This window comes from Enterococcus sp. AZ071 (assembly GCF_050499065.1).
Taxonomy (GTDB): Bacteria; Bacillota; Bacilli; order Lactobacillales; family Enterococcaceae; genus Enterococcus_A; species Enterococcus_A ferrettii.
In genome coordinates this window covers 366,196-378,730 of record NZ_JBIPAS010000002.1, presented here as the reverse complement: position 1 = coordinate 378,730, position 12,535 = coordinate 366,196, and the positions used below count along the sequence as shown (strand labels likewise).

The following is a 12,535-nucleotide window of genomic DNA, read 5'->3' as shown; positions in this document are numbered from 1 at the left end:
ATGCATTTGTTAGAAACGTATTTACCAAATGTCAGTGAAATACCACAGGAATTCGTGACGGCTACTTGGCAAACCTTGTACATGGTTTTTTGGACCGCGTTAGTTGCCGGAATTTTAGGAATTGCCTTGGGCGTACTGCTGGTGGTGATCCGTCCGGATGGACTATTGGCTAATCGTGGTATTTATGAGGTTTTGGATAAACTGATCAATATTGTTCGCTCGATCCCTTTTATTATTTTGCTGACGCTGTTAGCAGTTTTTACTCGATTTTTAGTAGGAACAACTATTGGTGAAAAGGCAGCGCTGGTACCGCTAATTATTGGGGTAATTCCTTTTTTTGCTCGGCAAATCGAAAATGCTTTATTGGAGGTTGATCCTGGGGTGATTGAGGCCGCTCAGGCGATGGGGACTAGTCCAGCTGGTATTATCTTTCGCGTTTATCTTGTGGAGGGATTAGCCGGAATTATCCGAGCATCTGCAGTCACTATCATTAATGTCATCGGCTTGACAGCTATGGCCGGAGCGGTAGGGGCTGGTGGATTAGGTAACTTGGCCATCACTCGCGGATATAATCGATTTCAAACTGATGTTACCTTGGTCGCTACACTGTTAATCCTAGTATTAGTTTTTATCAGTCAATTTATTAGTAATTTAGTTATAAAAAAAATCAGTCATTAAATGGAGGAAAATTAGATGAAAAAAATCAGTACATTTATTTTAGGGGCCGCGTTATTACTGGCCATCACCGGCTGCTCCAGTGGGAATGGCAAAACAGAAGCTAAGGATCAACAAGTTGTGAAGCTAGGTGTAATTGGTGCGGACACTGATGTTTGGGACGGTGTTAAGGAACGCTTGAGTAAAGAGGGGATCGATTTAGAATATGTAAAATTCAGCGATTATAATCAGCCTAATGCAGCTTTGTCTGATGGTTCGATTGATCTGAATTCGTTTCAGCATCAGTTTTTCTTAGATAACTACAATGAAGAGCACGGTACAGATTTAGTTTCTATTGGTAATACAGTGAGTGCACCGCTAGGTATTTATTCCGACAAGATTAAGGATTTAAAGGAACTCAAAGAAGGCGATAAGGTTGCGATTCCTAATGATGTTACTAACGGTGGTCGGGCATTATTGCTGCTGCAATCCGCAGATTTGATTAAGGTAGATGAAGCCGCAGGTCAAACCCCAACTGTTTCTGATATTATTGATAATCCTCTAAAGCTGGAAATTTCTGAATTGGATGCTTCACAGACAGCCCGATCTTTATCAGATGTAGCAATTTCAGTCATCAACAGCGGTATGGCTGTGGATGCTGGTTTAGCACCGAAGAAGGACGCGATTTTCCTGGAACCAGTTGATGAGCGAGCAAAGCCGTACGTCAATATTATCGTAGCTCGTAAAGAAGATGCAGACAACGATGTTTATCAAAAAGTAGTGGCCGCTTATCAAACAGAAGAAACGGCTAAAGATATTGAGAGTACCTCAAAGGGTTCGAATGTCCCAGCTTGGGAAACCTTTGGCAAAAAATAATTGGAGGAATTTTTTATGACGACAAATACACTAGAGGAAACACAAATTATCCAGGAATTTATTGCAAATCGTTTAGTCCATTATCAAGAATTGGCGTTGGATATTCACGACCATCCGGAGGTCAGCAATTACGAGTTTCACGCAGCAGATGTTTTAGGCAGACAGCTGCAGGCAGAGGGCTTTGCGGTTAAAACTGACGTTGCCGGACACCGCACTGGTTTTGATGCACGTTATAAAAGCGCAAAACCTGGACCGACGATTGTCTTTTTAGCGGAGTATGATGCTCTGCCAGGAATTGGGCATGCTTGTGGACATAATTTATTTGGAACTACCTCTCTTTTAGCAGCCAGCGCACTTAAGAAATTAATTGATCAGACAGGCGGTGAAATTCGCGTGTACGGAACACCGGGAGAGGAAGGCGGTGAAAACGGCTCAGCTAAAGGTAGTTTTGTACGAGAGGGCTTTTTCACTGACGTGGATGCAGCTTTGTGTGTGCATCCAGCGCATCGCTACAGTCAGACTTTACCTTCACTAGCTAATGATCCGGTCGATGTGAAGTTTTACGGACGAGCTTCTCACGCAGCAGCGGCACCTGAAAAAGGGATTAATGCTTTAGATGCGATTTTACAGGTTTACAATAGTGTGAATGCGCTGAGACAGCATTTACCTCTGGATGTAAAAATCCATGGAGTAATTACCAATGGTGGTGTGGCCGCCAATGTCGTTCCTGAATTCGCTTCAGCTCGTTTTTACCTGCGGGCAGCAAGCCGTAAAACCTTAAACGAGGTTTATCAAAAGTTTGATCAGATTGTCCAGGGGGCGGCCTTAGCTACTGGCTGTACGTATGATTTTGGGCTCTTCCAAAACTCGGTGGATGATACGGTTTTAACACCGCTTTTTGATGAAGTTCTTTTCAAACATTTAACAGAGTTAGACATACCAGCAACGGAAATCAGTACGGAAATTCCTGATAGCTATGGTTCTTCAGACGTAGGAAATGTGAGTCAGGTAATTCCTACCATTCAGCCGACCGTATCGATTTCAGATGATTACATTGCGGGACATAGTGAGGAATTCAAAGCGGCCGCTCGCAGTGAAAAGGGCTTAGCATCAATTGCTATCGGTGCTGAATTGTTGGCAAAAACGGCGTTGGACTTAATCCAAAATCCAGAGCTGCTGCAAGCCATTAAAGAGCAGCATCAGGAAAATCTGGAGGCGCAGAATACTTAAGTCATAAAAAACTACTAAAAGGAGAAAAAAATGAAGTTAACTAAGTGGCTCTCAATTGGAGTTGTTTTATTAGGTGGAGTACTTGTCTTAACCGGGTGCGGACAGGCCAAAAGTCAAACAGTGGAGGACCAAAAGGTGGTCAAACTAGGAGTCGTTGGTGAAAACAATGAACCTTGGGAATATGTGAAAAAAGAATTAGCTGACAAAGAAAATATCCAACTGGAGCTGGTAAAATTTACCGATTATCGCACCCCGATTACAGCCTTGGAGGATGGATCAATCGATTTGCATGCGTGTTTAACCGAAATTTTTATGGACACAGTTAATGAGGAAAGCGGTTATGACAATACAACAATCGCTTATACGACGCTAAATCCATTAGGTGTTTATTCCAATAAAATTAAGGATCTTAAAGAATTAGAGGATGAAGCAATTGTTGCTGTACCTAACGATGTTTCTAACCAAAGTCGAGCGCTGCTTTTATTGCAAACCGCTGGATTAATCAAGGTAAATCCTGACAAAGGACTGCTGCCCGATATTAGTGATATTATCGAAAATCCGAAAAAATTGACCTTTAAATCGCTGGACTCTAATCAAACTGCTCGTGCGTTGGCGGATGTTGATATTTCCTTAATCAATAATGGTATGGCCGTAGATGCGGGACTGATTCCTACCAAGGATGCAATTTTCTTGGAGCCTATTGCGGACAGCTCTAAGCCATATTATAATGTGATTGCTGCACGTAAAGAGGAAAAAGATTCAAAGGTGTATCAAAAAATTATCGCTGCCTATCAGACAGACGAGGTTGCCAAAATCATTGCCGAGACAACTGAAAATTCCAGCATTCCTGTTTGGGACAAAAAATAATAACGTTTAATACCTGACTATAACGAAAAGACGCTTGCAATCCATCCTTTGCCGGAGCTTTTCAATTATAGCCAGGTATTTTTTGCTGTTAGAAAGCAGTGGATTCCTCAGCCAGCAGTTCTTTACTAGCTAACTCAATAATGATTTGGATCAGGCTCAGCATATTGATTCGCGAGTTAGCATCCGTTTCATTATAGCTTAGAGGGGTATCGTTACTAAATAAACAAAAATCCGCTAAATTTGTAGTTTGATCATTTTCCTGCGAAGTAATCAAAATAGTTTTAGCCTGATTCTGGCGGCTATTGTCAAAAACTTCCTGATATACGGCCAGTGGAACATTTGCAGAGGTGATTAAAATGGTAGCCCCTGGATGAATCGTCCGACTAATACTTTTGAGCAAATGCAAATCTTCGACTAGAATACAGCGGCGGTTCAAGGTATTTAAAACGGTGTGCAGGTACTTAGCGGGAATCGAACTGAGACTTCGTCCGTGGATATACAAAGGCTGATCATTGCAAAGCAATTGAACAATCGTATGCAGCTGATCCAAAGGTGCAAACGCTAAAAAGTATTTAAAATCATTGATCTGCTGATCGATCTGCTCGCGAAAAACCTTTTGGCGTTTCTTTTGCAATACCAGTTCGTTTTTGATTAAGTATTTTAATTCACTAAAACCCGTCAGTCCCAGCTTCTGACAAAAACGAACTACAAGGGTGTCTGATACAAATAGTTTGCTGGCTAAATCATGAAGTTTCATCTGAGCGATTAACGTCGAATTATCTTGAATGTATTTCAACATGGTTTGCTCATTTTCTGATAATTTTTCGATCTCAATGGCAGCGAAAAAATCATTCATGGGAAATACCCTCCTCTGATGAAGTGTAGTATGCCTTAAAGATAGTATCAATTACGAAAAAAATGGGCAATCGTGAAGTAAATTCAGTATTTTTATTTTGCCGTGATCGCCCGAAAAACCGAAAGTTCAGATCTGCAGTTTTTGCCAAAACATTATCGGTGTAAGGCGTTATAGCTGCAACCGTGGCTCCTCGCATTTTGGCTAGATTAGCCATACGAATGGTCGGTTCATAGGTTCCGCTGCAGCTGATAACAAACAGCACATCTTGATCGGTCAAGGTTTCGGCAATATGAAAGGCCAGACGAGAGGCTTCATAGCGATAGACATTTTGCCGGCCATAAGAAAACAGCATTTTTTCCCAGTAATCCAGCACCCGCGCGGAAATACCACCGCCACTGTAAAGATGGATGTGTTTGGAACTGTTCAAGAGCTCAATCATTTGATGGACATCTTGTTCTTTCATCAATAACAAGGTGTTTTCAATATCTTGTGCCATCTCCTGCAAAAGCGCTGCATCAGATTTTTGCTTAAGGATAGGCTGAGGAATGGAGGAATTGGCTTGTTTGGTCAAATACTTCAATTCACTGTAGCCAGATAAACCGATTTTCTTGCAAAAGCGCAAAATAGTTGTGGTGGAAACCGTTAGTTGGTTGGCTAATTCGCGAATTGTAGCTGTCTCAACTATTTGAGGATGCGTATAAATATACTGAAAAATAGCTTGCTCATTAGGATTAAGGCTGGTCATTATTCTATTATCTAAAAGGTCTGTTAACATACTTATACTCCTTTGGTTGAAATTTGTTACATTATTTGTGACAAAGCACTAAATCGGTAATCACTTAGTAAAATAATACAGGATATTGTATTCGTTTTCAATCGATGGCATAGTAAGACTATATTAACTGGCCATTAATAGTGAATTCAATTCAAGCTAAGGGGACTATAAATCATGAGAGAATTTAACGTATGTATCGTCGGTGGAGGCAGCACCTTTACTTTAGGTTTTTTAAAATCATTTGTTCGGATGAAAAAGGACTTTCCGTTAAAAAAATTAGTATTGTTTGATATTGACCAGGAGCGTCAGAATTTAGTCGGCAAGTTTGGTGAGATTTTGTATCGGGAACAATTTCCTGAGCTGGACTTTTCGTACACCACAGACAGCAAAGAAGCTTACGAAGGAATGGATTTTGTTTTCATGCAAATGCGAGCGGGCGGTTTGCCAATGCGGGCGCAGGATGAACATATTCCGTTGGGTATAGGACTAGTTGGACAAGAAACCTGTGGGGCGGGCGGCATGGCCTATGGTTTGCGCTCGATTGTTGAAATGATTAAAGCGGTTCACGAGATTCGAGAGTACGCACCGGACGCTTGGATTCTAAACTATTCCAATCCAGCAGCGATCGTCGCTGAAGCTTTGCGAAGAGAATTTCCTGCGGATCGACGAATTTTAAATATTTGTGATCAGCCGGAAAATGTTGTCCGCTCTTGCAGCCGCTTGTTGGGCTGTTCATGGGAAGATTTGGATCCGGTTTACTTTGGTCTGAATCATTACGGTTGGTTTACTCATATTTACGATAAAACTACTGGTGAAGACTTGCTGCCGAAGATTAAGGAGCTGATTAAAAAACAAGGGTTTCTGCCACAGGATGCCGAGCAGCGAGATCCTTCTTGGTTAGATACTTATGGCATGGTGGAAACGATGATGAAGGATTTTCCAGAATTTTTACCAAATACGTATGACCAGTATTACTTATATCCAGAATACAAAGCAGCAACCTTAGATCCCAATTTCACACGAGCTGATGAAGTCATGGCTGGCCGGGAAAAACGGGTTTTTGCGGAATGTGAGGAAATTATTTCAGCAGGGACACTGGGAGATAAGTTTGATGATATCAGTGACGCTCATGCTGAAATGATGATTGAAGTTGCGGTTGCAATTGCCTTTAACAAAAATAATCGACACATTTTAATTGTTGAAAACAATGGAGCAATTGCTAACATGCAGGACGATGCGATGGTAGAGGTTGTCTGCGAATTGGGCGCTAACGGTCCGCGTCCAATGGGGGTCGGTATTATTCCACAATTTTATCTTGGCTTATTAGTTAACCAGGTTTCTAGTGAAAAGCTGTTAGTAGATGCTTATTACGAAAACTCTTATCAAAAAGCGTTAGAAGCCTTTACCCTAAACCGCTTAATAAATGATGGAAAAAGAGCACGTAAGGTTTTGGATGCTTTAATAGAAGCCAATCAAGGTATGTGGCCTGAGCTACGATAAAGCCGGCGATACAAGGAGGAAAAAGGAATGAAAAAGAATAAAATAATGGATTTTTTCTCGACATTAGGCAGCAGCTTGATGATGCCGATCGCCGCTTTGGCAGCCTGTGGGATTCTTTTGGGAATCTCAGGGGCTCTGCTTAAGGATCAGGTAGTAGCGGCATTACCGATTTTAGAGACCCCAGCCGTTTTTTATGTAATTGATACGCTGCGAACGATCTCTGGGGTTGTCTTTACCTTGATTCCAGTTTTGTTTGCGATCTCGATTTCATTGGGGATGGCTAAAGAAGATAAAGGAATCGCTGCTTTTGCAGGCTTTGTCGGCTATTATACTTTTTTGGTGAGTGCCAGCACAGTGGTGAATTCCGGCTTTGGTAACTTTGAATCGCTACGGGTAGCGCCGATCTTAGGTGTCGAAACGATTGATATGGGAGCGGTTGCGGGGATTTTAACTGGGATTATTGTAGCTTTTCTCCATAATAAATACCATAAGATTCAATTTCCGGTGGCAATTGCCTTTTATGGCGGAAAACGTTTTGTAGCTATTGTTGTTATTTTAGTTATGGGTTTGTTGGGACAGGTAGCGCCGTTTGTTTGGCAGCCAATTTCTGCCGGAATTACTGCTTTAGGAACACTGATTGGCAGTGCTGGATCGTTGGGTGTTTTCTTCTTTGGTTTCTTGGAACGTTTGTTGATTCCAACGGGACTGCACCATGTGTTGAATAGTATCTTCCGAACTACTGCAGTAGGGGGCGTTTATGAAGGTGTGGAAGGTTGCTTGAATATTTTCCTTCAGTTCTTTGATAAAGTAGATATTGATACGTTACGTCCGTTTACTCAATTCTTAGGACAAGGAAAAATGCCATTTATGATGTTCGGCTTGCCAGCCGCCGCTTTGGCCATTTACCGCTCTAGTCCTTCTGACAAAAAAGATCGAGTGAAAGCTTTGATGATTGCCGGTGTAGCAGCCAGCATTATTTCAGGAATCACTGAACCATTGGAATTTTCCTTTATGTTTATTGCACCAGTATTGTTTCTTTTCCATGCTTTTATGGGCGGTGTTTCCTTCTTGTTGATGTCCGTTCTGGGTGTGGCAATTGGAAATACGGGTGGCGGTTTGATTGATTATATTGTCTGGGGTGTCATGCAGCCGGGTTCCCGCTGGTACATGGTTTTGGTCGTAGGACCTGTTTATGCCGTACTGTACTATGTTGTCTTTAAAAAATACTTAACAGCTAAAAACTTGTCGATTGATGTTGCAGAAGAAGTGGATGAGGATGAAGCAGTAGGTGCTTCATCGCTGGCTGGTGATAATTCCTTGGCAATGCAGGTAATTGCCGGCTTAGGTGGTCGTGAAAATATCAAGGTAGTCAATAACTGTATCTCTCGACTGCGGGTAGATGTTGACGATATGAATCTAGTACAGGAAAATATTCTAAAGCAAACCGGCAGCATGGGGATTATTAAGCCCTCAGAAACGCATATTCAGGTAGTTTATGGACCAAAAATTGAAAAGATTGCGGATGCAGTGCGCAAGGCGCTGTAAATAGCTGCTATGGATGAAGATTAGCAGAATTTCCTTTTAAGCCACTGCGCAGCAATTCTGAATTGACTAAAGGAGCAGTATAGGATTTTTTGTCCTATACTGCTCCTTTTCCTAATGAAAACTTGTCTTAATGATAAACAGGCCTCCACAAACGAAAAGTAATTTCATGTCCGAAAACGGCTGGTTTGTGTTAAAGTTTCTTGATAATATAGAAAAGTAACTAAGGCTTTGATTTTTAACAGAATTTCAGGCAGAAGTCGCCCATCCTCTATAGGTGGGTGATGAATGCCGTTTTTTGTTTAGGGGGACGGTGCAACTAAAAATGACAAAAAGCTATTGCTACGCTATTTTCCGCATGATATAATCATTAGAGGAACAAGTGTTCGTGTCATCTAAACTGACAAAAGGGCGGCTCTCATGGAACGACTAAAAGCGTACAAGTACCGCATCTATCCAACAGAAGAACAAGTCGTCTTCTTTGCCAAGACTTTTGGTTGTGTTCGAAAAGTCTACAACCTGATGCTGGATGAGCGGATAAAGGCTTATGCGGCAATGAAGAATGATCCTTCCAAAAAATTGAAAAAGCCTACCCAGCCAAATATAAGAATGACTATCCCTACCTGAAAGAAGTTGATAGTCTTGCCTTAGCGAATGCCCAGCTGAATTTAGACAAGGCCTACAACAACTTCTTTCGCGATAAACGTGTCGGTTTCCCTAAATTCAAAAGCAAAAGCAGTCCGGTTCAAAGCTATACCACCAACAATCAAAACGGTACCATTTCGCTGGTGGAAAACAAATACATCAAACTACCAAAGCTAAAATCCCTTGTCTGTATCAAACGCCATCGCCAACCAAAAGGAGAGATCCGATCCGCAACAATCTCTTATCATTCAAGCGGCAAATATTACCTTTCTTTGTTGTGCAAAGAAGACATACAAGAACTTCCTAAAACGAATTCGGTTATTGGCATCGATCTGGGGATTACAGACTTTGCGATTCTTTCGGATGGACAAAAGATTGATAACCCTCGCTTTACCGCAGAAATGGAACGGAAGGTAACACGTGAACAGCAGAAGCTTTCTCGTCGAGCTTTACAAGCTAAGAAAGCAGGCAAAAAGCTAAGTGAAGCCAAGAACTACCAAAAACAAAGACGCAAAGTGGCAAGATTGCATGAAAAAGTCAAAAATCAACGCAACGACTTTCTAAATAAGTTAAGTACCGAACTTATCAAAAACCACGATGTGATCTGTCTCGAAGACTTACACACGAAGGATCTATTGCGTAATCATAAATTAGCCAAAAGTATTTCGGATGTCTCTTGGTCCAGCCTTGTGGCGAAACTCCAGTACAAAGCCGACTGGTATGGACGAGAAATGATCCAGGTAGATAGGTGGTATCCATCTAGTCAACTTTGTTCCGAATATGGACACAAGGATGGCAAGAAACCACTTCAGATTAGAGAGTGGACCTGCCCGATTTGTCATGCTCACCATGATCGAGACATCAATGCCAGTATCAACATTCTAAACGAAGGGCTGCGCATGCGAGCCTTTGCATAACCAAATCAAGAACCGTAGGAACTACGGGGATAGCTTGGTAACAAAGAGCAACCGCTGCAGGCAAAGACATCTGCTGGCAAGTAAGCTCTGTTCCCAAGAAGCTCCCACTTCAATCGTGAAGAACCGATTGGTTTAGCTAAGTGGCGGGTAGTTCACACTCTGTAAACTAACTTAAAATGGAGGTGAGTTTTGTGGAGCAGTTAACAAATGACTATCTATACAGTGCCTTTAAAGCTAAGGATACTCGTTTTGATGGCCGCTTTTTTATCGGTATCACTACTACTCAGATTTATTGTCGTCCAGTTTGTCGCGCACGGCAGGCAAAGGCTGAGAATTGCCGCTATTTCAAAACGGCTGCCGAAGCGGAATTGGCAGGTTTTCGTCCATGTTTATTGTGCCGTCCTGAACAAGCGCCAGGAAATTCGGTAACGGATGCTCAGACAAATTTGGCGGCTCAAGTTGCCAAAGTGCTGGAGGAGCATTGCGGTAGTGGTATTCATTTGAAGGAGCTGGCCGAAGAATTAGGCTATACAGACCGCCATTTGCGACGGGTATTTTTGGAAGAATACCATGTTTCACCGATTCAGTATTTGCAGACCTGTCGCTTGCTGCTGGCAAAAAGCTTACTGACAGATACGAATTTGTCAGTCATAGAAGTGGCAATGGCCTCTGGATTTGGCAGTTTACGCCGGTTTAATGCTTTATTCCAAAAACACTACCAACTAACACCAACCGCGTTGCGTAAAGAAAGCATCAGTGATCAGCGGGAAAAGGATAAGATTACCTTAGCACTGGGATATCGGCCGCCTTATCGTTGGCAGGAGCTGCTAAACTTTCTTGAGAAACGGGCGATTGAGGGGGTTGAAAGGGTCCAGGATAATACCTATCTGCGAACCGTTCGACTCGCGAACTTTGAAGGAAAAGAATGCTCGGGTTGGATAAAAATACAGTCCATGGAAGGAAAAAATTTGTTGGCAGTAACCCTTAGTGAAAGCTTGCTGCCAGTTTTACCGCAGGTGTTAAGCAGAATTCGTCAATTGTTTGATTTGTATTGTGATCCGACAGTTGTTTATGAGACCCTTAATCATATGGAAAATTTTGCTTGCGGGACGCGTATTCCTGGCTGCTTTGATCCGTTTGAAATGGCCGTGCGAGCGATTCTTGGACAGCAAATCACAGTGAAAGCTGCTAGTACATTGGCTGCCAGAATTGTTCAAAAATTTGGAACGCCAATTCAAACACCTTTCACTGAATTAACGCACACCTTTCCTACGCCGCAAACGGTTTTGACGTTGGAAGGAACAATTGAAGAAAATTTGGGCCAATTGGGTGTAATTGCCACGCGTTCGCGAACGATTAAAAGTTTGGCTGAAAGGTTGTCAGCAGGGACGATTCGTTTTGGCCCTCAAGCCACTCCTGAAGCAGAAGTAGAAAAGCTGTTGGCGATTCCCGGTATTGGCCACTGGACCGCCCATTACTTAGCAATGCGCGCATTGAACTGGCCGGATGCTTTTCTGGAAACGGATGTTGGAATTAAGAAGGCTTTAGCACCATTAAAGCCGAAAGAAATGCTGCAGCTAGCTGAAAATTGGCGACCGTGGCGCAGTTACGCTACAGTCAGCTTGTGGAATTCATTATAAGAAGGGAAGATGCAGATGCATTATGTGATGGATTATTCTTCACCGATTGGGCCCTTAACCTTAGCTGCAATCGACCAAACGCTGGTGGGGGTATGGATGAAGGATCAAAAATATTATGGTGCAGGTTTATCGGAAGCAATCACTCAAAATCAGCAGCTGCCGGTTTTTCTTCAAACCAAAAATTGGTTGGATGCTTACTTTGCCAATGAAAAACCTGCTATTTTTGAACTGCCTTTGAAGCCGGTCGGCAACGAATTTCGGCAAACTGTTTGGACAGTATTGTGTCAAATTCCTTATGGTGAAGTGATGACCTATAAGGAGGTTGCTCAACGTACAGCCGAAAAATTAAACAAAACTTCCATGTCTGCTCAGGCAATTGGCGGAGCTGTCGGTCACAACCCGCTTTCGATCATCATTCCTTGTCATCGAGTAGTGGGAACAAACAGCAGTTTAACTGGATACGCCGGGGGACTCACTAAAAAAATTTATCTTCTTCAACATGAAGGTGTGGATACTAGTAAGTTTTTGATTCCTACTAAAGGTACTGCTTTGTGACTTAAAAAACGGAGAGTTTATTAACAGACGTGAATGCTGAATTCATGTCTGTTTTTTTTGTCTGTTTTGAAAACCACCTGCAATATCGGTGATTTCATTTGAATTTTCTGTCGTCGTTTAAGTTTTTGTAATAAGTGCCATTTAATTTATCAAGTACACAGTGGTTATGCTCAGTCATCGACAATATCAATTAACTTAACACTCATACTCTCTTCGCTTTGGAACTCGTATCTCGGTATCAAATTCAACGATTCAATGTAACAAGGCACCTTTAATAGCAGCTGCTGTTGATAGGGCTTGATGCTATGTTTACTTGGATTTAAAAATATTTTTATTCTAATTGGAATTGTAAACGAAAGAGTATTTCAAAAAGTTACCTACAACAATTCTCACCTAATAGCAAAAAAAATCTTGCATTTTCAGACAAATTCACCTAAACTTTAGAAATGAGAGGGAGAATGAGAATCATTATCAGTTA

The 12,535-nt window shown here is 42.0% G+C and carries 10 protein-coding genes and 1 pseudogene; 9 read left to right on the top strand and 2 right to left on the bottom strand.

The features are described 5' to 3' along the window. Genes IGI49_RS20370 through IGI49_RS20355 form a run of 4 tightly spaced genes read left to right on the top strand, consistent with a single transcriptional unit; the run spans position 1 to position 3,627 of the window. The gene (locus IGI49_RS20370) at positions 1 to 678 is read left to right on the top strand and encodes a methionine ABC transporter permease (RefSeq protein ID WP_207704078.1); all 678 of its coding nucleotides are present in this window, start codon (positions 1 to 3) and stop codon (positions 676 to 678) included. 15 nt (positions 679 to 693) lie between these two features. Next, a complete protein-coding gene (locus tag IGI49_RS20365; protein ID WP_429965750.1) occupies positions 694 to 1,530 on the top strand; it encodes a MetQ/NlpA family ABC transporter substrate-binding protein in 837 nt (278 codons plus the stop codon). A 15-nt stretch (positions 1,531 to 1,545) separates the two neighbouring features. Next, the gene (locus IGI49_RS20360) at positions 1,546 to 2,760 is read left to right on the top strand and encodes a M20 family metallopeptidase (protein ID WP_429965751.1); all 1,215 of its coding nucleotides are present in this window, start codon (positions 1,546 to 1,548) and stop codon (positions 2,758 to 2,760) included. A 30-nt stretch (positions 2,761 to 2,790) separates the two neighbouring features. Further along, positions 2,791 to 3,627: a MetQ/NlpA family ABC transporter substrate-binding protein gene (locus IGI49_RS20355; RefSeq protein WP_429965752.1), complete on the top strand. Its 837-nt coding sequence runs from the start codon at positions 2,791 to 2,793 to the stop codon at positions 3,625 to 3,627. An 88-nt stretch (positions 3,628 to 3,715) separates the two neighbouring features. On the opposite strand, the gene IGI49_RS20350 is transcribed toward IGI49_RS20355, so the two are convergent. Together IGI49_RS20350 and IGI49_RS20345 are read right to left on the bottom strand one after the other, a co-directional pair. Further along, positions 3,716 to 4,483, bottom strand: a complete 768-nt coding sequence (locus IGI49_RS20350) for a MurR/RpiR family transcriptional regulator (protein WP_429965753.1) — start codon at positions 4,481 to 4,483, stop codon at positions 3,716 to 3,718. Next, complete coding sequence (locus IGI49_RS20345) at positions 4,476 to 5,258, bottom strand: MurR/RpiR family transcriptional regulator (RefSeq protein ID WP_429965754.1); 783 nt, start codon at positions 5,256 to 5,258, stop codon at positions 4,476 to 4,478. The genes IGI49_RS20350 and IGI49_RS20345 overlap by 8 nt, the downstream gene beginning before the upstream one ends. 174 nt (positions 5,259 to 5,432) lie before the next feature. On the opposite strand from IGI49_RS20345, the gene IGI49_RS20340 reads away from it, so the two are divergent. From IGI49_RS20340 to IGI49_RS20320, 5 genes and pseudogenes are all read left to right on the top strand, one after another. Continuing rightward, positions 5,433 to 6,758, top strand: coding sequence for a 6-phospho-alpha-glucosidase (locus tag IGI49_RS20340; protein ID WP_429965755.1), 1,326 nt, complete (start codon positions 5,433 to 5,435; stop codon positions 6,756 to 6,758). A 27-nt stretch (positions 6,759 to 6,785) separates the two neighbouring features. Further along, complete coding sequence (locus IGI49_RS20335) at positions 6,786 to 8,303, top strand: PTS transporter subunit EIIC (RefSeq protein WP_207704071.1); 1,518 nt, start codon at positions 6,786 to 6,788, stop codon at positions 8,301 to 8,303. A 417-nt stretch (positions 8,304 to 8,720) separates the two neighbouring features. Beyond that, positions 8,721 to 9,862: pseudogene (gene tnpB, locus IGI49_RS20330) on the top strand (IS200/IS605 family element RNA-guided endonuclease TnpB). Positions 9,863 to 10,053: 191 nt separating this feature from the next. Continuing rightward, a complete protein-coding gene (locus IGI49_RS20325; RefSeq protein WP_429965756.1) occupies positions 10,054 to 11,502 on the top strand; it encodes a DNA-3-methyladenine glycosylase 2 family protein in 1,449 nt (482 codons plus the stop codon). 15 nt (positions 11,503 to 11,517) lie between these two features. After that, complete coding sequence (locus tag IGI49_RS20320; protein ID WP_429965757.1) at positions 11,518 to 12,057, top strand: methylated-DNA--[protein]-cysteine S-methyltransferase; 540 nt, start codon at positions 11,518 to 11,520, stop codon at positions 12,055 to 12,057. Positions 12,058 to 12,535: the final 478 nt, after the last annotated feature.